The 20,087-nt window shown below is 69.8% G+C and carries 14 protein-coding genes and 1 tRNA gene; 11 read left to right on the top strand and 4 right to left on the bottom strand.

Annotated elements, in window-relative coordinates:
- Nucleotides 1–52: 52 nt before the first annotated feature.
- The 4 genes from RF701_RS10135 (at nt 53) to RF701_RS10120 (ending at nt 5,471) form a co-directional block, all read left to right on the top strand.
- Nucleotides 53–2,209, top strand: a complete 2,157-nt coding sequence (locus RF701_RS10135) for a phage tail protein (protein ID WP_308814889.1) — start codon at nt 53–55, stop codon at nt 2,207–2,209.
- Nucleotides 2,206–2,709: a DUF2793 domain-containing protein gene (locus RF701_RS10130; RefSeq protein ID WP_308814887.1), complete on the top strand. Its 504-nt coding sequence runs from the start codon at nt 2,206–2,208 to the stop codon at nt 2,707–2,709. The genes RF701_RS10135 and RF701_RS10130 overlap by 4 nt, the downstream gene beginning before the upstream one ends.
- Nucleotides 2,710–2,819: 110 nt before the next feature.
- Nucleotides 2,820–3,941, top strand: coding sequence for an OmpA family protein (locus RF701_RS10125; RefSeq protein ID WP_203309298.1), 1,122 nt, complete (start codon nt 2,820–2,822; stop codon nt 3,939–3,941).
- Between the two features lie 216 nt (nt 3,942–4,157).
- A complete protein-coding gene (locus RF701_RS10120; RefSeq protein WP_288937621.1) occupies nt 4,158–5,471 on the top strand; it encodes a UDP-glucose/GDP-mannose dehydrogenase family protein in 1,314 nt (437 codons plus the stop codon).
- Between the two features lie 198 nt (nt 5,472–5,669).
- Here RF701_RS10120 and RF701_RS10115 read toward each other — a convergent pair whose 3' ends face one another.
- Nucleotides 5,670–6,389: a folate-binding protein gene (locus RF701_RS10115; RefSeq protein WP_308814885.1), complete on the bottom strand. Its 720-nt coding sequence runs from the start codon at nt 6,387–6,389 to the stop codon at nt 5,670–5,672.
- Nucleotides 6,390–6,533: 144 nt separating this feature from the next.
- Between RF701_RS10115 and pyrC the strand changes: the two genes are divergently transcribed.
- Nucleotides 6,534–7,571 carry a dihydroorotase gene (gene pyrC / locus RF701_RS10110; protein ID WP_308814884.1) on the top strand — a complete coding sequence of 346 codons (1,038 nt, stop codon included), beginning with the start codon at nt 6,534–6,536 and terminating at the stop codon, nt 7,569–7,571.
- A gap of 140 nt (nt 7,572–7,711) precedes the next feature.
- Here the strand turns inward: pyrC and RF701_RS10105 are convergent, their stop codons facing one another.
- Entirely contained in the window at nt 7,712–8,485 is a 774-nt protein-coding gene (locus RF701_RS10105; protein ID WP_210357689.1) for a DUF1134 domain-containing protein, read from the bottom strand.
- Between the two features lie 166 nt (nt 8,486–8,651).
- On the opposite strand from RF701_RS10105, the gene RF701_RS10100 reads away from it, so the two are divergent.
- Nucleotides 8,652–8,741 (top strand) — tRNA-Ser (locus tag RF701_RS10100).
- Between the two features lie 204 nt (nt 8,742–8,945).
- Here the strand turns inward: RF701_RS10100 and RF701_RS10095 are convergent.
- Nucleotides 8,946–10,172: a cation:dicarboxylate symporter family transporter gene (locus tag RF701_RS10095; protein WP_308814882.1), complete on the bottom strand. Its 1,227-nt coding sequence runs from the start codon at nt 10,170–10,172 to the stop codon at nt 8,946–8,948.
- A 494-nt stretch (nt 10,173–10,666) separates the two neighbouring features.
- On the opposite strand from RF701_RS10095, the gene RF701_RS10090 reads away from it, so the two are divergent.
- The 3 genes from RF701_RS10090 (at nt 10,667) to RF701_RS10080 (ending at nt 13,545) form a co-directional block, all read left to right on the top strand.
- Nucleotides 10,667–10,939 carry a CsbD family protein gene (locus tag RF701_RS10090; RefSeq protein ID WP_203309304.1) on the top strand — a complete coding sequence of 91 codons (273 nt, stop codon included), beginning with the start codon at nt 10,667–10,669 and terminating at the stop codon, nt 10,937–10,939.
- 183 nt (nt 10,940–11,122) lie between these two features.
- A complete protein-coding gene (locus RF701_RS10085) occupies nt 11,123–11,689 on the top strand; it encodes a GNAT family N-acetyltransferase (RefSeq protein WP_308814881.1) in 567 nt (188 codons plus the stop codon).
- Nucleotides 11,690–11,772: 83 nt separating this feature from the next.
- Nucleotides 11,773–13,545 (top strand): aspartyl protease family protein, encoded by a 1,773-nt coding sequence (locus RF701_RS10080; RefSeq protein ID WP_308814880.1) that lies wholly within the window; start codon nt 11,773–11,775, stop codon nt 13,543–13,545.
- Nucleotides 13,546–13,549: 4 nt separating this feature from the next.
- Here the strand turns inward: RF701_RS10080 and RF701_RS10075 are convergent, their stop codons facing one another.
- Nucleotides 13,550–15,166, bottom strand: a complete 1,617-nt coding sequence (locus tag RF701_RS10075; protein ID WP_308814878.1) for a carboxylesterase family protein — start codon at nt 15,164–15,166, stop codon at nt 13,550–13,552.
- A 258-nt stretch (nt 15,167–15,424) separates the two neighbouring features.
- Between RF701_RS10075 and RF701_RS10070 the strand changes: the two genes are divergently transcribed.
- The gene (locus RF701_RS10070) at nt 15,425–19,456 is read left to right on the top strand and encodes a Pls/PosA family non-ribosomal peptide synthetase (RefSeq protein WP_308814876.1); all 4,032 of its coding nucleotides are present in this window, start codon (nt 15,425–15,427) and stop codon (nt 19,454–19,456) included.
- Nucleotides 19,453–20,085: a hypothetical protein gene (locus RF701_RS10065; RefSeq protein WP_308814874.1), complete on the top strand. Its 633-nt coding sequence runs from the start codon at nt 19,453–19,455 to the stop codon at nt 20,083–20,085. The genes RF701_RS10070 and RF701_RS10065 overlap by 4 nt, the downstream gene beginning before the upstream one ends.
- Nucleotides 20,086–20,087 lie beyond the last annotated feature (2 nt).

Below are 20,087 nucleotides of genomic sequence, written 5' to 3'. Positions count from 1 at the left end.
CCGATGCTGGGGGCATGGCGGGTGCCGGCACGACGGCGCGGGGAGGGTGACGATGGCGACCTTGATACTGACCGCGGTGGGGACGGCACTGGGCGGGCCGGTCGGCGGCGCGATCGGCTCGCTGCTGGGCCAGGGCGTGGACCAGAGGCTGTTCCGCGCACCCGCGCGCGACGGCCCCCGCCTTTCCGAACTGGCTGTCCAGACGTCGAGCTATGGCACGACGATCCCGAAGCTGTTCGGGCGCATCCGGGTCGCGGGCACGGTGATCTGGGCGACCGACCTGATCGAGACCAGTGAACGCGCGGGGGGCGGCAAGGGCGGCGGCGGGACGAACCGCTACAGCTACGCGGCCTCGTTCGCGGTCGCGCTGTCGGGACGGCCGATCCGGTCGGTGGGGCGGATCTGGGCCGAGGGGCAATTGATCCGCGGCGCGGCGGGCGACTGGAAGCTGACGACCGGCTTTCGCCTCCATCGCGGCGGGGAGGACCAGCCGGTCGATCCGCTGATTGCCTCGGCGGAAGACGCGACGCCCGCCTATCGCGGGATCGCCTATGCGGTGTTCGAGCGGCTGCCGCTGGAGCGGTTCGGCAATCGCATTCCCTCGCTGACCTTCGAGGTGGAGGCGGATGACGGACCGATGGCCAGTGGCGCGATCGCTGCGGCGCTGTGCCCGCAGGTGGCGGCTGACGGCGGCGTGATGCTGGGCGGTTTCGCCGCAAGCGGCAGCGTGCGGGGCACGCTGGAGACGCTGACCGCGATCGACGGCGGCTGGTGGCGGACCGATGGCGGGCGGCTGGTCCGCGGCGAGCGGGTGGACGCATCCGTGCTGACCGACGCGGGTTTCGCGGCGGGACGGCCCGTCGGCACCGGGCGACGCAGCGTCGCCGCCGCCGACGGCGTGCCGCGCGAGATCGCGGTCGCGCACCACGATCCGGCGCGGGACTATCAGATCGGCGTGCAGCGCGTCCGTCGCGGCGGACCGGGTGCGCGCGGCGACCGGATCGATCTGCCGGCAGTGATCGACGCGCCCGGTGCCAAGGGTATCGCCGCGGCGATGCTGGCGCGCGCGGAGGCGGCGCGGACGCGACGGGACATCGCCGCCGGGCTCGACGCGATCGGCGTCGTACCGGGGCAATGCGTCACGCTCGACTCGGTGCCGTGGCGCGTCGTGCGGGTGCGCATCGAGGCGATGGCGCCGACACTCACGCTGGAGCCCCCCGCCGACCTGCCGCACCCCGCTGCGGCGAGCAGCGGCAGGGTGCTGGCGGCACCCGACCTGACGATCGGCCGGACGATGCTGTCGGTGGTTGAGCTTCCCGGGCTCGACGACGTGCCGGCGCCCGCGCCGCGCGTGTCGATCTTCGCGGCGGGCACCGGGCCGGGGTGGCGGCAGGCGAGCCTGTTCTACAGCCTCGATGATGGCGCGAGCTGGATCGCGATCGGCGCGACGGCGGCGCCCGCGCTGCTCGGCGTCGTCGCCCAACCGCCGGTTTGCGCGGCGCCGGGCCTGATCGACCGCGCCAGCCGGATGGAGGTCCGGTTCCCGGACGATCGCGCGGCGCTGGCCGATGCGGACGTGGCCGGTTGGGCGCGCGGCGCCAACCTGGCGCTGGTCGGCGACGAGCTGCTGCAGTTCGGCACCGCGACACGGATCGCGCCCGGCCGTTGGCGGCTGGAGCTGCTCCGGCGCGGGCTGCGCGGCACGGAGGCGGCGATCGGAACGCAGGGGGAGGGCGCCGCCTTCGTCCTGATCGAGGCGGCGGCAACGACGGTGCTGGCGCTGCCGGCGGACGCGGTCGGCCGGACGGTCCGGGTGATGGCGAGCGGCGTCGGCGACGGCGACGCGCCGGCGACCGCCGCGGTGCGGCTGGACGGCCGGTCGGTGGCGCCGCCGCCGCCCGTCCACCTCGCGCTGGAGCGCGATGCCGATGGCGCGACGCTGCGCTGGACGCGGCGGAGCCGCTCGGGATGGACCTGGGCCGACGATCTGGATGCGCCGCTTGGCGAGGAACGGGAGGCCTATCGCGTCACGCTGTCCGATCCGCTGCGCGGCGACGGTGCCGATCGCACGATCGCGACCGCCGAACCGCGGCTGCGGATCGACGCGGATGCGCTGCCCGGGCCCGGGGGGCGCGTCAGCGTGGTGCAATGCGGAACGCTGGCGACCTCGGCGCCGGCCCGCCTTGAGATGGAAAGGCACGTCGAATGAATGACTTCACAACGGACCGATTCGCGCTGCCGCTGCTCGCGGCCGGTCAGGCGGGCAAAGAAATCACGCATAACGAAGCGTTGGTCACGATTGATTTGGCGCTCGGCGCGGCGGTGATCGGCCTGGGCGTCGACGCGCCGCCCGCCGATCCCCGGCCGGGCGATTGCTGGATCGTGGGCCCGGCGCCGACCGGCGCCTGGCTTGGCAGGGCGGGCGCGATCGCAGGATGGACGACCGCGGGCTGGCGCTTCGTAGAGCCCCGGGAGGGCATGGCCGTCTGGAATAGTTTCGCCTCTAGAACAATTACTTACCATGGGGGTATGTGGCATGATGGTGACGTTTCGGGCGCGCGGCTGATGATCGAGGGCCTGCCCGTGGTCGGTCCCCGTGGCGCGGCCATCGCGGACCCCGCGGGCGGCGCGATCGCGGATGCCGAGGCCCGGGGCGCGATCGCCGGGATACTCGCCGCGTTGCGCCGCCATGGCCTGATCGCGGCATGACCATGTGGCTTTTCGGCAACAGCCCGATCCTTTTGTGCGCTTGCGCGGAAACCAAGCTCCAGATAGTGAGTTTGCGCTGTCCGTAGTGACACTCAAGAAAGGGGACTTCTATGCGGAAGCTTGCTGCCGTTCTGGCATTGGCATCCACCGCTCTCGCCTCTCCTGCCCTCGCCCGCGACAAGTCGTGGTACGTCGGCATCGAAGGCGGCGCGATGATTGTCGAAGATATCGACTATGACATCGGTGCGACTGCCAAGGCGGGTACCGTCAACCACAACTATGGCTATGACGTCGATGGCGTCGTCGGCTATGACTTCGGCGGCTTCCGCGTCGAGACCGAGGTCGGCTATCGCCGTGCCACCGTCGACAGCTACCGCTCGACCCTGACCACGCCGACCTACACCGCGGCTGGCCTGGGCAACTCGGCCGCCGGCCAGTACGACTATGCCGGTGGTTCGACCTCGGCGCTCAGCTTCATGCTGAACGGCCTGCTCGACTTCGGTGCCGACGACGGCATCCAGGGCTTCGTCGGCGGCGGTGTCGGTGTCGCGCGCGTCAAGGCCAAGTACGGCCTGAACACCCGCGGCAACTTCCTCGACGACTCGGACACCGTGTTCGCGTGGCAGGGCCTCGCCGGCATCCGTGCGCCGCTGACCGACCACATCGACGCGACGCTGAAGTATCGCTTCTTCAACGCCGACAACGTCAAGCTGGTCGACGTTTCGAACCGTACGTTCGACGGTCGCTATCGTTCGCACAGCATCCTGGGCGGCGTGACCTACAACTTCGGCTCGCCGACCCCGCCGCCGCCGCCGCCGCCGCCGCCGCCGCCGCCTCCCCCGCCTCCCCCGCCGCCGCCGCCGGTCGCGGAGCCTGCGGTCTGCTCGCCGGGACCGTTCATCGTGTTCTTCGAGTGGGACAAGTCGGACATCACGCCGGAAGCAGCGTCGATCCTCGACAACGCCGTGACGCAGTATCAGAGCTGCGGCAATGCGCAGGTCATGGTCGCCGGCTTCACCGACACCTCGGGCTCGGCCCAGTACAACGTCGGTCTGTCGCAGCGCCGTGCCGACGCGGTAAAGGCGTACCTGACGTCGCATGCGATCCCGGACGGTGTCGTGTCGACCCAGGCGTACGGCGAAACCCGCCTGCGCGTTCAGACCGCGGACGGCGTCCGCGAGGTCCAGAACCGTCGCGTCGAGATCACCTACGGTCCGGGCGCGGGGCAATAAGCCTCGTACCGAACCGTACGGTATCGAAGAATTGGGGAGGTCGGCATCGCCGGCCTCCCTTTTTCTTTGTGCTTTCGCCAACACACGCCGGCGCCGGGCTGGGCGGCTGACCGCGCACAAGTCGCGTGGCATTGCCGCACCGGACTTTGCCCCCTAGAGGCCGACGGATCCTCTGCGGCCGGCCTGCGGCCCTGCCTCTCCAGCGATGGATGACACATGCGCATTACGATGATCGGTTCGGGCTATGTGGGTCTGGTATCGGGGGCGTGTTTTTCGGATTTCGGGCATGAGGTGACCTGCGTCGACAAGGACGAGGGGAAGATCGCGGCGCTGAAGGCGGGTCGGATGCCGATCTACGAGCCGGGTCTGGAGGCGCTGGTCGCGAAGAACGTGGCGGCGGGTCGTCTGAGCTTCACGACGGACCTGTCGGCATCGGTTGCGGGGGCGGATGCGATCTTCATCGCGGTGGGCACGCCGTCGCGGCGTGGCGACGGGCATGCCGATCTGTCCTATGTCTTCGGGGCGACGGAGGAGATCGCCGCGGCGGTGACGGGGCCGACGGTGGTGGTGACCAAGTCGACGGTGCCGGTCGGCACGGGCGACAAGGTCGAGGCGATCCTGCGCGAGAAGCGCCCGGACGTCGCCGTCCAGGTCGTCTCCAACCCCGAGTTCCTGCGCGAGGGCGCCGCGATCGGCGACTTCAAGCGGCCCGACCGCATCGTCATCGGCACCGACGACGAGGGCGCGCGCAAGGTGATGCAGGGCGTCTACCGCCCGCTGTACCTCAACGAGAGCCCGATCCTGTTCACCGGCCGGCGCACGAGCGAGCTGATCAAATATGCCGCCAACGCCTTTCTGGCGACCAAGATCACCTTCATCAACGAGATCGCCGACCTGTGCGAGGCGGTGGGGGCGAACGTGCAGGACGTCAGCCGCGGCATCGGGCTGGACAACCGCATCGGCAAGAAGTTCCTGCACGCCGGGCCGGGCTATGGCGGCTCGTGCTTCCCCAAGGACACGCTGGCGCTGCTCAAGACCGCCGAGGATTTCGAGAGCCCGGTCCATATCGTCGAGGCGGTGGTCAAGGTGAACGACAGCCGCAAGCGCGCGATGGGCCGCAAGGTGCTCGCCGCGCTCGGCGAGCGGGGCCATGGCGAGGCCAAGGGCAAGACGGTGGCGCTGCTCGGCCTGACCTTCAAGCCCAATACCGACGACATGCGCGATGCTCCCGCGATCGCGATCGCGCAGGCGCTCGGCGATGCCGGGGTGACGGTGCGCGCCTATGATCCCGAGGGCATGGACGCGGCGAAGCGGATGATGCCCGACCTTGCCTATTGCAGCGACGCCTATGAAGCCGCGCAGGGCGCCGACGCGGTGGTCATCGTCACCGAATGGGACGCCTTCCGCGCGCTCGACCTTGCCCGCCTCAAGCAGACCATGGCCGCCCCCGTCCTCGTCGACCTGCGCAACATCTATCGCCGCGACGACGTCGAAGCCCTCGGCTTCACCTATTCCGCCGTCGGGCGCTGAGCTCGGTTCCTCGTCCAGGATTGATACGGCCGTTCCGGCTCTATACGACCGCGTCGCTCTGCTACAGTCTGATCCACGTGCGTGGAAGCGGTGCCGGCCCTATCCGCCACCCGGCTGCCCATCCAGGATACGCTAAGTAGGTGGACGGGTGGGGGCGAGGGCCGGTACCGCGCCAATCCAGCCTTGCTGGATCACATACTAAGCCTCGCGCAGCGCGCCTTCCAGCCAGGACGGGACGAGTGCGTCGCCGAGGGCGTCGACCCGGCGATGTTCGACCATCACGCCGCGATCGGGATAGGTCGTGCGCGTGCGCTCGCCGGGTTCGCCGAGCGGCGCCACGACGAGCCGGCGGTTGACCTTGCTCCGGTGATGCATGCGCGCGGTGTTTTCCTGCCCGACGTAGCACCCCTTGGTGAAGCTGACGCCATGCAGTTCGCCCGCATTGCATTCCAGCCACAAGGTTTCCCCGCTGCCGAGTTCGGCAACGCCCTCGGTGACGCCGAGCGACAGGCGATGGGTATGCCAGCCGTCGGCGACCGCCGACGCCGGCGCGATCCAGCGGCGGCCGAGCGCTGGCAGGCGCGGATCGGCCGGGCCGGGGCCATCGGACGGAGACCAATGGACGCGCCGGTCCTCGACGGCCTCGATCGCGATGGCGCGACGCAGGCGATACATGGCAAGGCGACGCGCCAGCGGATCACGCTGTTCCGCCTCTACGTCGACGAGGACCGCGTCACCGTCGTCCCAGAGGATGAAGTCGAACAAGGCCTTGCCCTGCGGCGTCAGCAGCCCTGCCCAGAGCGGCGCCTCGGGCGCCAACAGGTTTAGGTCGTTGGTGACGAGTCCCTGCAGGAAGTCGCGCACGCCGTCGCCCGAGAGGCGCAGCAGCGAACGGTCGGCGAGCATCGTGGCGTTCATCCGCATCACATAGGGAGGGAGGGGGCCGCCTGAAAGCCGCGTGGTGCCGGAGCGCGGGGACCCTCCCACGTCATCGGATCATGCCACACCGGGCGCCGCGGCGTTCGGCTGGCGCATTTTGCCCGGCGGGATTAGGACGCCGGCATGACCGACCGCCTGACCATCCGCCGCCCCGACGACTGGCACGTCCACCTGCGCGATGGCGCGATGCTGAAGGCCGTGGCCGGTGCGACCGCGCGCCAGTTCGGCCGTGCCATCGTCATGCCCAATCTGACCCCACCGGTGACCGACGTCGCCGCGGCGGAAGCCTATCGCGCGCGGATCCTGGAGGCCGTCGGGCCCGACAGCGGGTTCGTGCCGCTGATGACCTGTTATCTGACCGATCACAGCGATCCGGCGGAGATCCGCCGCGGCTATGAGACGGGTGTCTTCGCCGCGTGCAAGCTCTATCCCGCGCACGCCACCACCAACTCCGCACATGGCGTGACCAACGTGCTGGCGCTTGGGCCGGTGCTCGAAACGATGCAGCGCATCGGCATGCCGCTGCTCATCCATGGCGAGGTCACGGACCCGGCGATTGACATCTTCGACCGGGAGGCGGTGTTCCTGGAGCGCGTGCTGACGCCGCTGATCCGCGCCTATCCCGCGCTGAAGATCGTGATGGAGCATATCACCACGGCGGAGGCGGCCGCGTTCGTCGCGCAGGCGGATCACCCGATCGCCGCGACGATCACGCCCCAGCATCTGATCATCAACCGCAACGCGATCTTCGAAGGCGGTCTGCGTCCGCATGCCTATTGCCTGCCGGTCGCCAAGCGCGAGGCGCATCGGCTGGCGGTGCGCAAGGCGGCGGTGTCGGGCAGTCCGCGGTTTTTTCTGGGGACCGACAGCGCACCGCACGTCGTCAGCGCGAAGGAATCGGGGTGCGGCTGCGCGGGCATCTACAATGCGCCCTTCGCGCTCGAGGCCTATCTGCAGGTGTTCGACGAGGAAGGGGCGCTGGACCGGTTCGAAGGGTTCGCCGCGGAGCATGGCGCCCGCTTCTACGGCCTGCCGCTCAACGAGGGCAGCGTGACGCTGATCCGCACGCCCGTCGAGGTTCCGGCGATGACCGGCGCGGGCGAGACGGCGGTCGTGCCGTTCCTGGCGGGGCGCACTTTGGCCTGGCGGTTGGAGGCATGACCCTTTCGGCTGCCGCTTAGTGGGCGATCCAGCAAGGCTGGATCGAGGCGGTGCCGCTTCCGGGCGTGTGGATCAGATTCTAGGGGCCGATCCAGCGAGGCTCAATCGGGCCGGCGCCGCCTCCGCTCACGTGATTGCCCCTAAAAGGGCAGCCATTTCGCCTTGTGCGTGAATTTCATGTAGCCGACGTTGACGCCGGCGCGATAGCCGACCCCCAGCCGGATCGGGATGAGCACAACGTTGCCGCGCCGCAGATAGGTCGCGGCGAATCCGCCGACGAGATACAGTCGACCTTCCGCGGCGGGAAAGCGGTGGAACAGCTCCTCGCTGTCGTAAAGGTTGTAGACGAGCACGAAGACCTTGTTGGCGTCGCCGCCGACGTCGAACCCGACGGACGGCCCCGTCCAGTAGACGGGCATCTGCCCTTCCACCTTATGCGACATGATCCCCGAGCCGTAGCGAAGGCCGACGACGAAGGCCCCGGCCGCCTCGCGCCCCGCGATATAGGCGTTGGGTCGCCCCTGTTCCTTGAGGACCTTCTCGAGGATGCCGGCCAGGCCCGCGGCGCCCTTGCCGAACACGCCCTCGCCGGCCGCCAGCAGGTCTTCGCGTTCGTATGTCGTATCCGCACGCTGTGTCGCCTCGGCGCGCGCCTGTTGCTGGGCGGTCGCGGCATCGACGGGCGGCGGGGGGGCGGCGGGCGCCGAATCGTCGAAACCGGGCTGCGGCTGCGCGGAAGTCGCCGTATCCGGCGCAGGGGAGGGGCGGACCGGGCGGGCCGACTGGCGGGCGGGCGGCGCGCTGGTCGCGAGATCGCCGTCGATCGCACGATTGGGGTCGATGGTCGCCACCTGGGCCGAGGCACCGCTCGCAAGAAGCGCCGCCAGCGCAGAAAAGCCGATCACGCGCTTCATGTCATTTGCCCCTCGTCAGACCCCGTCACGCGCACGGTAAACCACCGGCGCGCTTGCGGGGCAATGAACGAAGCCTCGGCTAGGGGCGAATTTGCGTCCTGTTGCCGCAACGAGCCCGGTTGATCCCCCGGCGGACCGCCGCTATAGCCGCGATCCTGCCGCAGCCGGAGACGTGGGTGAGTGGCTGAAACCAACGCTTTGCTAAAGCGTCGTACGGGAAACCGTACCGAGGGTTCGAATCCCTCCGTCTCCGCCATATATCCGCCCTGACAGGCTCCGCTGGCGGCAATGCGGTTGCGTTCCCAGCTTCTTTTTCCGTCGCGCGGTGGCCGTGGATTTTGATATGCCACGGCCCCTGCAAGCTGAGTGATCCCCTTTCCGCCCGGCGACCCGGCGAAACGCGTGTCGGACGGCCTGCCGCGCGAAGGTTGCGCCGCCCGCGCCCGCGCACGCCGTCGCGCTACGGCGCCAGGTCCTCGTCTGCGGCGGCGCTGCGCTCGGTCAGCAACGTCGCGAGCGCGAGATCGGCGGTGACGTTCGCGCTCGTCGCGAACATGTCGGGGATCGTGTCGACAGCCAGAAACAGCGGCAGGAGGTCGATAGGGACGCCGACCGCCAGTGCGACCGGCGCATAGGCCGCAAAGAAGCTGATCTGGTTCGGCAGGCCAGCGATCACCAGATTGTTGAGCACGGCCAGTATCGCCACGAGCATGATCTGGGGAAGACCGAGATCGATGCCGTTCAGATGCGCGAGTGCCAGCACGGCGAGGCTGATGGCGGTCGGCGCGCTGATGCGGAACAGCGCGACCGCAAGCGGGAGCACGGTGCCGACCTGTCGCTCCGGCAGGCCGAGCGTGCGCGACGCTTGCAACATCGCCGGCAGAGATGCCAGCGACGATTGGGTGCTGAAGGCGACCGATTGCGCGGGGAGCGCGGCGCGCAGGAACGCGCGCAGCGGCGTCCGCCCGAACACCCCCACCAGCGCGACGAAGGCGGCGGCCAGCGCGATGCCGCCGATGATCCGCGCCAGCACGTACCAGGCCAGCAAGGCGCCGACCGCCAGCCCGCTCCGCGCCGCGACGTCGAAGGCGAGGGCGAAGACGCCGATCGGCGCAAGCAACAATACCCACCCGATGATCACGAGCAGCGTGTCCGCGACGCCCCTGAACAGCTCGGTGATCGCCGCGGCGCGCGGGCGATCGATGTGGCGTAGCGCGACGGCGAATATCAGCGCGAAGAGCACCACGGGTACGATTGCACCGCTCGCGGCCGACCCGATCGGGTTGACCGGCACGAGCGCGCGCAACGTGTCGCCCAGCGGGGGCAGGGGCGGCAGCTTTTCGGTGCCGCCACGCACGGCGTTGAGGCCCGCGACCTGCCAGTCGCTGAACATCGCCGCCCCGAACGAGACGCCGAAGACGGCGGACGCGAGCAGGAAACCCGCAAAGGCGACGATCGCGCGACGGGCCGAGCGCGTCGATCCGTCAACGTCGGTTCCGCCGCCGAGGCCGGTGAGGACCAGCGCGAAGACCAGCGGGATGATGGGCATGCGCAAGGCATCGAGCCACAGGCCGCCGATCGTCCCGAAAGCCGGAAGGGCGGCGTTTTCCGGTCCAGCGAAATAGCCGGCGGCGAGGCCGGCGACGAGGCCGATGAGGATGCGGGCGGCAACCGGCAGTCGCGGCACCGGGAAGCGCCGTGACGCGGACCGGGCGGAGGGTAGGACGTTGATCATGCCCCGGCAGGTGCCAGCGGAGGCGCGGTGCCGCCAAGCAGCATGGCCTAGCGTGCTGACAAGCTTAGCTTGTCCATGCTGGACCGCGAAAGCGCCGGCTTGTCCCCAAGGGTGTGGGTAGTCGCGGCTTTCCCCCGGTTCCTGCCGTCCGGCGGCACGCCGGGCGCGCGCTGCCAAAAAGCGCTTCCCGGATCGTGCCGCAGGCTATCGCCGCACCGATGCGTCCTTCGATATCGGGCGGCCGCGGCGTGATGCACGACATCGATCGCCATGACGCGCGCGTCGCGGCATGCGGCCGCGCATGGGGGGCGAGGCGCGGCAACCACAAGGCTTCCGGTGCGTTTCCAGCCCCCGACCCCCCGCGCGATGCCTCGTTGCATCCCGGAGGCTCTCGGCAACGGCGGGACGGCCGTCGTTGCCTCGGATCGCAACAAGGGAGACGAGCGATGAACACGGATACGCTGACCGGCGCCGCGACCAACCTGGGCGGCAAGATCAAGGATGGCCTCGGCGAGGCGACGGGCGATCAGGGCCTGCGCGCCGAGGGCAAGGCCGACCAGCTGAGCGGTACGGCACAGAAGGCCTATGGCGAGGCGAAGGACGCGGTGCGTCCCGCGATCGATTACGTCCGCCAGTTCGCCCGCGAGCGTCCGTTCGCCGCGGCGGCTCTGGGCGGCGTGCTCGGGATCGCGCTGATCAACACGCTGCGCGGCAAGTAAGCCGGCGAACACCCGTTCCGTGCACCGGGCGCACAGTCGAAACGCACGGGCGCGCCGGACGGCGAAGGGGCAGGGCGGTCACGTCCTGCCCTTTTCGTCGGTTGTGCGGTGCGCCGCCGCGAAGGCGCGGCCGGCGGGTGACACGCGCGACCCGGGACGCAAGGTCCCCGGCAAGGTGACGGGATGAGCTTGGAAAAGGGCACAAGGATGCGTGTGGCGGTGCGGCCCTACCGGCCGGACGATCGCGCGGCAGTGCTGGCAATCTTCGACGGCAACGCGGCGGACTATTTCGGCGAGGGCGATCGCGGCTGGCTTGCCGAGACGCTGGACGAGCCCGATGGTCCGGCGTTCGTCGTCACCGTGGGGGCGCAGGTCGCGGCCTTCGGTGGTTACGAGATCTGGGATCATTACAACAAGGCGCTGCTATATTGGGGCATGGCGGACCGGCGCTATCATGGCGCCGGCCTCGGCCGGTTGCTGCTGCTCGCGCGGCTGCTGCACGTCGCGGAGCATGCCGAACCGCCGACGCGCTATGTCACCGTCGATACCTCGCCGATGGTGGCGCCCTTTTTCCTTGCTTGCGGATTCGAGCGAACGGCGATCTGGCCGCAAGGGTATCGGTCGGGCATGGAGATGCACGAGTTGCGCTTCGACCTCGCCGCGACCGATGTCGACAGGCTGCGCGCGGCGCTCGATGACGCGCATGCGCGGGCGGAGGCCGCGCTCGGAGGAAATTCCCGCGCGTCGTAAGCGCATTGTCAGCTTCCGGGGCTATCGTCGCCGCCGCCGCGAACCGCGGCCAGCCCGGCAAGGGCCATCATGGGGGACGAGCGGTGGCGAAACGAACGGGCGACGCGCGGGCGAGGGTGGCGGCGGCGGTCGCCAGCATCGTGGCGACGATCGCCGCACATCCCGCTGCGGCGGAAAACTGCAAGATCGGGAAGATCGCCGAACTGGCCGTGACGATGCAGGGCCTGCGACCGGTCGTCCAGACGACGATCAACGGAAAGCCCGCCCCCTTCATCGTCGACAGCGGCGCCTTCTTCAGCAACATCTCGCCGCCCGTCGCGAAGAGCCTGAGCCTGCCTCAGCGCGCCTATCCCGGCCTGCGCGTCAACGGCATCGGCGGCAGCAGCGAGGCGAGCGTCGCGACCGTCCGACACTTCGGGCTGGCCGGCGTGGACATCCCGAACGTCGAATTCGTCGTCAGCGGCAGCGACATCGGTCAGACCGGGCTGATCGGACAGAATGTGCTGGGTCTGGCCGACGTCGAATATGACCTGCCCGGCGGCGCGGTGCGCCTTTTCCGGCCGCAGGGCTGCAGCAAGACGGCGTTGGCCTATTGGTCGGCGGGCAAACCGTTCTTCATGCTGCCGATCGAGAGCAAGGAGGAAGCGCGCAACCACACCGTCGGCGCCATCGAACTGGATGGCGCGAAGCTGCGGGCGACGTTCGATACCGGGGCGCCGCAGACGGTGTTGACCCTGCGCGCGGCTGCGCGAGCCGGGGTCCATCCGGGTGATCCGGGCGTCGAGAAGGCGGGCTGGGAATCGGGGCTTGGCAGCCGTGTCGTCCAGGGCTGGATCGGACATTTCAAGCTGCTCAAGATCGGCGACGAGGAATTGCACAACGTGCGGCTGCGCATGGCGGACCTCGGACCGCTCGACACCGACATGCTGCTCGGCGCCGACTATTTCGTGTCGCACCGTATCTATGTCTCCAACGCGCAGCACCGGATGTACTTCACCTATACCGGCGGCAGGTTGTTCAGCACGGGAACGCGTGTCGACGCGACGACGAACATCGCGGTGCAGGGTGGCGCGACCGAGGGGGCCGAACCGGCCGATGCCGAGGGGTATAGCCGCCGCGGCGCGATGGCGCAGACGCAACGCGACCTGCCCGGCGCGATCGAGGCCTATTCGCATGCCATCGCGCTTGCGCCGAAGGATCCGCGCTTCCCGTTGCAGCGGGCGCTGGCCTATCTGGCGGCGCGGCGTCCGGTCCTCGCGATGGACGACCTCAACACCGTGCTGACGCTCGACCCGGCGGATCGGCGCGCGCGACTGCTGCGCGCGGAAGTGCGGCTGCGTGCCGGCAACCCGGAAGGCGCGATCACCGATCTCGACGCGCTGAGCGCCGCGATGCCGCGCGAGGATATGGAACGGCTGCACGTCGCGCAGCTCTATTCCGGCGCGGACGCGTTCGACGCCGCCATTGGCCAATATGACATATGGCTGGCGACGCACCACGACGACAGCCAGCGCAGCGTCGCGCAGAATGGACGGTGCTGGGCGCGCGCGCTGGCCAACAAGGATCTCGACAAGGCGCGGGGCGACTGCGACGCGGCCGTGCGCGCAGTGAAGGGCAATGCGAGCTATCTCGACTCCCGCGGGCTCGTCGCGTTCCGACGCGGCGACGACGCGGCGGCGATCGCCGACCTCACCGCTGCACTGGCGCTCAATCCCAAACTCGCCTGGTCGCTGTACATCCGCTCCCTGGCCGAGCGGCGGCAGGGCCGGACGGCGGACGCCGATCGCGATCGCGACGCCGCGCTCGCACTCGACCGGCGCCTGGCGGACCGGGCGAAGCGCTATGGCCTGAGCTGAGGCGTCATTTCATCCCGAGCAGGAGCGGCGTCGCGGCGACGTAGCGGCGCTGCTCGACGAACGGCAGGCTGCGTGTGTCGACGTCGATCACCTGGCGCGTGATGGTGGCCGCATCGGCGGTGGCGGCGGGCCAATGCGGCAGGCCGGGACCGTTGGGATCGCCCGTCTTGATGAAATCGGCGAAATAGCCGCTCATCGTCGCCGACACCCGCCGGTCGGCGTCGGTCCAGGCGTAGAGCGGGTTCGCGTCGAGATTGCCGAGGGCATATTCGATTTCCGCGCTGTGCACCGCGCCCCAGGCCGGCGGCGCGCCGGACGTATCGGCGAGCGCACGCGGCCGGACATGGGTATAGTGATAGAGATAGGTCGGCGCGCCGGTGCGACGGCTCAAATCGAACCACATCCACGTAGGTAGCGCGAGAAAGGCGTCGCTCGCCAGCGCGGTGGCGGCAGAGACGACATCTGCGTCCGACGCGGCGGGATAGAGGGCGAAGACCGCATCCGCCTGTGAGCCGAACCGCGCCGCAAGCGCCGTGCGATAGGTCGACACCGATGGCGCGGCGGCGCCGAGCAGCGCGGCGGCCCCTGCCTCCTGCGAGTTGGTCCCGACCAGCAGCGGCACGCGCGCCGCGCGCCCCGCGGTAAAGGTCGCCTCCGGCGCCTCGGTCAGGGCATAGCCGTCGATGACGGGGCGCAGCATCAGGTCACGGGCGGCGCCCTGCGCGGCTAGCAGACGGTCGGCGGGCAGCGCCCGCATCGCCGCCGCGGTCGCCGGAGCGTTCGACTGCGGAATACCCGCGGCCACGCCGAACGCCGTGCCCTGCGCTTCCGCCTGCGCCAGGGGAACGGGGCTCAGGCGGTGCATCACGGCGCCGCTCTCGCCGATCGCGCCTGCGATCGATCCGCGCGACAAGGGCGAAACCATCAGCGCGCTGACCGACATCGACCCCGCCGATTCGCCGCCGATCGTGATACGATCCGGATCGCCGCCGAAGGCGGCGACGTTGCGACGTACCCAGGAGAGCGCCGCCGCCTGATCGAGCAGGCCGTAATTGCCCGAGGCATGCCGCGGCGATTCGGCGGTCAGCGCCGGATGGGCAAGCCATCCGAATACACCGAGCCGGTAGTTCAGCGTGACGACGACGATGCCCCGCCGTGCCAGCGCAGCGCCGTCGTAGCGCTTCTCGGAACCGTCGCCCGCCATGAAGCCGCCGCCATAGATATAGACGAGCACCGGAAGCTTGGCCGCCGGCTGCCGGCCGAGCGGCGCGGGTGTCCAGACGTTGAGGAAGAGGCAATCCTCGCTGACGCCGGGCGACCGGAACATCATGTCGGCAAACAGCGGTTGCTGCATGCAGCGGGCGCCGAACTGCGTCGCCTGGCGGATGCCGGACCAGTGCGGCACGGGCGCGGGTGGCTGCCAGCGTCGTGCGCCCACCGGCGCGGCGGCGAAGGGCACGCCGCGGAAAATCGCGATGTCTCCCGCGCCGTCGCCGGTCTGGCCGGCCTCGCGGAGCCCCTGCAACCGACCGCTGTCGACGCGCACCACCGGCCCCTGCTGCGCCAGCGCCGGGGCCGCCGTCGCCAGCGCCAGGCCGGCCGCCCATTGCATCATCCTCATCCCGAAATTCCCGTCGTTTCGCTTTGACACCAGCTATTTGCGCGGGTGGCCCAGGTGTCAACGCGGCAAATGGCGGGTCCGATCGGGGGCCAGCCAGAGAGGACGGCGGCGATCCGGTGTCGCGCGCGCAAGCCGCGAGGCGACCGATTTCGGACATTCGCGTCGGATCGGAGCTTGATCCAGGCGTCGTTTGTTCCTGTAGGAGGATCGAGTGAAGGGCTGCCGCCAAGGGCAGCCGGTGATGGACGAGGCGTATCGATGAGTGACAGGTTCGAGGATGCGCCGGCGCCCGTGATCAACACCGATCATCCGACCGTGTTCGCGCCGATCGCGCCGCTCGCCGCGCTGCGCGAGGAGGAGCCTTACGCGCGCGACGAGCTTCTGCAGGAGCTTTTCGAGGCGGCCGTCCGGCGGTTCGCACGCAATTGCGCGACGCGGATGCTCGTCGACGATCCCGAGAGCGAGCGGCGGACGGCGCTCAGCTATGTCGAGTTGCGCGACCGGGCGGTGCGCTTCGCACGACAGCTGCGCGCCCTCGGCGTCGGCCGTGGCGACCGCGTGGTCATCTGCCTGCCGCGTGGACTCGACCAGTATATGGCGATCCTGGGTACGCTATGGGCGGGCGCCTGTTACGTTCCCGTCGACTGGACCTATCCGCAGGATCGCATCGATTTCATCGCCGAGGACAGCGACGCCGCGCTCATCGTCACGGACAGCGACCGGGCAGGCGCGATGCCGCGGCGAACGCTCGTCGTCGACGAGACGCTGGGCGATCTCGCCGCGCTCGACGCGACGCCGCTGACGCGCGCCGACACCGGCGCGGAGCCCGGCGACCTCGCCTATATCATCTACACCTCCGGCACGACGGGCCGGCCGAAGGGCGTGATGATCACCCAGGCCAATGCCTGCCACCTGGTACGGTCCGAAAGTGCGATCCTGGCGCTGGAGGAAAGCGACAAGGTGTTCGGCGGCTTCAGCCTGGCGTTCGACATGTCGGTGGAGACGATGTGGAGCGCCTTCTTCGTCGGTGCCGAACTGCTCGTCGCGGACGAGGCGCTCGCCAAGGCGGGGCCCGACATGGCGGAGGTGCTGGCGCGCGAGGGCGTGACGATCTGGCACGTCGTGCCGTCGCTGCTGACGCTGGTCGAGACGCCGATGCCCTCGCTGCGCCTGCTCAACCTCGGGGGCGAGGCCTGTCCGCCCGACCTCGTCGATCGCTGGTCGCGGCCGGGCCTGCGGATGCTCAACACCTATGGGCCGACCGAAACGACGGTGACGGCGACCTGGACCGAGGTGCAACCGGGGCGCCGCGTCACCATCGGCCGGCCGCTTCCCGGCTATACCGCGTGGATCGTCGACGAAAAGCTGTGGCCGGTCGACGCGGGGACGGAGGGCGAACTGGTCATCGGCGGCCCGGGCGTCGGCGCGGGCTACGTCAACCGGCCCGACCTCACCGCCGACAAGTTCGTGACGACGCCCTTCGCCGGACCCGACGGCAAGTCCGCGCTGGTCTATCGTTCGGGCGACCTCGTGCGGTTGGATGCCGTCGGCGACATCGACTTCATCGGCCGCATCGACACGCAGGTGAAGATCCGCGGGTTCCGCGTCGAGCTGGGCGAGATCGAGGCGGTGATCGCCGACGATCCGGCCGTGGCGCAGGCGGTCGTGCATCTGTTCAAGGACGAGGACGGCGCGGAATTCCTGGCCGCCTTCCTCGTCGCGCGTGGCGACGCGACGATCGACATGGACGCGGTACGCGCCCGCGTGCGCGACCGGCTGCCCGTCTACATGCGCCCCGCTGCCTATCAGCGCCTCGATGCGCTGCCGACGCTGCCCGCCTCGGGCAAGGTGGATCGCAAGGCGCTGGTGCGCCCGGTCGTCGTCGCCGACGAGACGCGCGAGGCCGTCGCGCCCGCGACGCCGCTGGAGGAGACGCTCCAGGCGATCTGGGCGGAGGCCTTCGCGCCGCAGAAAGTCGGCGTGACCGACGATCTGTTCGAGGATCTGGGCGGCCATTCGCTCAAGGCAGCGCGGCTCGTCTCCGCGATTCGCAAGGCACCCGGACTTGCCGGCGTGTCCATCCAGGACCTGTACGCGGCCCCGACGATCCGCGCGCTCGCCGCGCGGCTGGACGATAACGGCCTGGCCGCCGCCGCCGTGGAGGAACCGTTCCACCGCATCGCCGATGCGAAGCGGTGGCTCTGCTATGCCGCGCAGACGCTGCTGCTGCTGCCCATTTATGCGGTGGCCGGATTGCAGTGGTTCTTCCCCTATATCGCCTATACGCGCCTCGCCGATCAGGTCGACCGCGTGCCGGCGCTGCTGCTCAGCGGCTTCAGCTTCGTCTTCATCCCCCCGCTGGCGATGCTCGCCTCCATCCTGATCAAATGGCTGGTGATCGGCCGCTTCCGCGCCGGCGACTATCCGCTGTGGGGCAGCTATTACCTGCGCTGGTGGTTCGTGCGCCGCTTCTCGGAGGTGATCGCGACGCCCTATCTCGCCGGTACGCCGATGATCCGCGCCTATTACCGGCTGCTGGGCGCGAAGGTGGGCAAGGACGCGTTCATCGGCCGCGGCAACATTGACGCGGCCGATCTGGTGACGATCGGCGAGGGCGCGATCGTCAGCGACTATGCGATGCTCGCCACGACCTCCGTCGAGCGGGGCCTGCTCCGCCTCGGCACCGCGCGCATCGGCGATCGCGCGTTCGTCGGATCGATGGCCGTGGTCGGACGCGACTGCGCGATCGGTGCGGGAGCCCAACTGGAGGATCTGTCCGCGCTGCCGGTGGGGACGCAGGTGCCGGCGGGCGAGTGCTGGAGCGGTTCGCCCGCGACCTCGCACGGGATGGTCGCCGCGCAGGCGGCGCCGCCGGCCAGCGGTACGCGCCGCCTTGCCGTCGGCCTTGCGCTCGCGCTGGGCGCCTTGCTGCTGCCGCTGGTCGCGATCCTGCCGATCGCGCCGGGCCTCGTCACGCTGATCGAGCTCGACTGGCGCAGCGAGAGCTACACCTATCTGCTCCTCGCGCCCGCGCTTGCCATCACCTACGTCATCCTGATGTGCGTGCTGACGGTGGCGGCGAAACGGCTGTTCCTCGGACGGGTGCGGCCGGGCCGCTACCCCATCCACAGCTGGTTCTACGTGCGCTTCTGGTTCGTGCAGCAGGTCAACGACCTGGCGCTGCGCCTGCTGCATCCGATCTATGCGACGCTCTATGTCGTGCCCTGGTATCGCGCGCTGGGCGTGAAGGTCGGCAAGCGCGCCGAGATATCGACCGCGGCGGCGATCGTCCCGGATCTCGTCGACATCGGCGCGGAGAGCTTCATCGCGGATGCGGTGCTGTTCGGGGCGGCGCGCGTCGAGCCCGGCGCGATCCGGCTCGCTCATACCCGCATCGGACGACGCAGCTTCATCGGCAATTCCGCGTTGCTGCCGACGGGGGCGAGTGTCGGCGACGGCGTGCTGATCGGCGTGCTCTCCAAGCCACCCGCGGACGGCGGCGCCGAAAAGCCGGACGGCACCTGGTTCGGCTCGCCGCCGATCTCGCTGCCGGTCCGGCAGACTGTCGGGCTGTTCGACGAAGGCGCGCGCTTCAATCCGGGCCGCCGGCTGGTCGCGACGCGCCTCGGCATCGAATATGTCCGCGTCACCCTGTCGCTGACGCTGTTCCTCGCCTTCTTCAGCCTGTTGCTCTCGGCGGTCGGGACGATCGACGACCTGGGCAACGGCGCCTGGCTGGTGCCGCTGACCTTTCCGTTCCTCTACATCGGCTTCGCGCTGGCGTGCGGCCTGTCCGTGGTGCTGCTCAAGTGGCTGGTGGTCGGCCGCTATCGCCAGACGACCGCGCCCCTGTGGAGCACCTTCGTCTGGCGGACGGAGCTGGTCACCGCGACCTACGAGAATCTTGCCGTGCCGAACCTGCTGGAGCCGTTGCGCGGCACACCGTGGCTGCCCGCCTATCTGCGACTGCTGGGATGCCGGATCGGCAAGCGCTGCTACATGGATACCACCGACGTCACCGAACACGATCTGGTCGATATCGGCGACGATGTCGCGCTCAACGATTTCGCCGGGTTGCAGACGCACCTGTTCGAGGATCGCGTGATGAAGGTGAGCGGGGTCAGCGTGCGCGACCGGGCGACGATCGGATCCTATGCGATCGTCCTCTACGATGCCGAGATCGGCGAGGACGCGCAGCTCGGCGATCTGTCGGTGGTGATGAAGGGAGAGACGTTGCCGCCGGGCACGTCGTGGGAGGGTTCGCCCGCACGACTCGTCCGCAACGGATGACGGAGCCCGCCTGGGCGACCGGGCCGCTCGCGGCGATCCCGGCGGGGCACGGGCCGGTGGCGTGGCTGCTGCGGCTGGACGACGCGCAAACGGCGGCGGACGCGAGGCGCGCGGCGGTGTCGGCGCACGATCTCGCCGACCTGGCCGACCGGCCGCAGGCGGCGATGCGTGCGCTCCGGCGGCGGCTTGCCAAGGCGCTGATCGCACGAATGGCCGGGGTACACCCGGATCTGGTGCGTATCGCGCGGAACGAGGCGGGCGCGCCGATCGTCATCGCGCCCGACGGCTGGCATGTCAGCGTCGCCGGCCGCTGGCCGCTCGCGCTGATCGGGGTCGCGCGGATCAGGATCGGCGTCGACGTCGAACCGCTGGATGCGCCGCCCCCGCCGCCCGAAGCCTTCACCATCGCCGAACGGGCGACGATGCACGAAGACCAGGCGCTTGCCCGCTGGGTGACGAAGGAGGCGCACGCCAAGCGCCTCGGCATCGCGTCGCGCATCGCCGCGGAGGCGATCGAGACACGCGCGCTCGGCGGCTTGGCCTTTTCGGTCGCCTCGGCGGAAGGCGGCAGCCTGGCCTGGTGTACCGTTCGCGGCGGCGCGATCGCGGCCGCCGCGATACCGGCCTGAAC

The organism is Sphingomonas sp. GV3 (assembly GCF_031082075.1).
Lineage (GTDB): Bacteria > Pseudomonadota > Alphaproteobacteria > Sphingomonadales > Sphingomonadaceae > Sphingomonas > Sphingomonas beigongshangi.
Note: the sequence above shows the minus strand (reverse complement) of the source record. Positions and strands in the feature narration are given on the sequence as shown.

Bases quoted from the DNA above. Each gene is read 5' to 3' on its own strand.
- RF701_RS10135 (WP_308814889.1), top strand. From the start codon at position 53: ATGGCGACCTTGATACTGACCGCGGTGGGGACGGCACTGGGCGGGCCG.
- RF701_RS10130 (WP_308814887.1), top strand. From the start codon at position 2,206: ATGAATGACTTCACAACGGACCGATTCGCGCTGCCGCTGCTCGCGGCC.
- RF701_RS10125 (WP_203309298.1), top strand. From the start codon at position 2,820: ATGCGGAAGCTTGCTGCCGTTCTGGCATTGGCATCCACCGCTCTCGCC.
- RF701_RS10120 (WP_288937621.1), top strand. From the start codon at position 4,158: ATGCGCATTACGATGATCGGTTCGGGCTATGTGGGTCTGGTATCGGGG.
- RF701_RS10115 (WP_308814885.1), bottom strand. From the start codon at position 6,389: ATGAACGCCACGATGCTCGCCGACCGTTCGCTGCTGCGCCTCTCGGGC.
- pyrC (WP_308814884.1), top strand. From the start codon at position 6,534: ATGACCGACCGCCTGACCATCCGCCGCCCCGACGACTGGCACGTCCAC.
- RF701_RS10105 (WP_210357689.1), bottom strand. From the start codon at position 8,485: ATGAAGCGCGTGATCGGCTTTTCTGCGCTGGCGGCGCTTCTTGCGAGC.
- RF701_RS10090 (WP_203309304.1), top strand. From the start codon at position 10,667: ATGAACACGGATACGCTGACCGGCGCCGCGACCAACCTGGGCGGCAAG.
- RF701_RS10085 (WP_308814881.1), top strand. From the start codon at position 11,123: ATGAGCTTGGAAAAGGGCACAAGGATGCGTGTGGCGGTGCGGCCCTAC.
- RF701_RS10075 (WP_308814878.1), bottom strand. From the start codon at position 15,166: ATGAGGATGATGCAATGGGCGGCCGGCCTGGCGCTGGCGACGGCGGCC.
- RF701_RS10070 (WP_308814876.1), top strand. From the start codon at position 15,425: ATGAGTGACAGGTTCGAGGATGCGCCGGCGCCCGTGATCAACACCGAT.
- RF701_RS10065 (WP_308814874.1), top strand. From the start codon at position 19,453: ATGACGGAGCCCGCCTGGGCGACCGGGCCGCTCGCGGCGATCCCGGCG.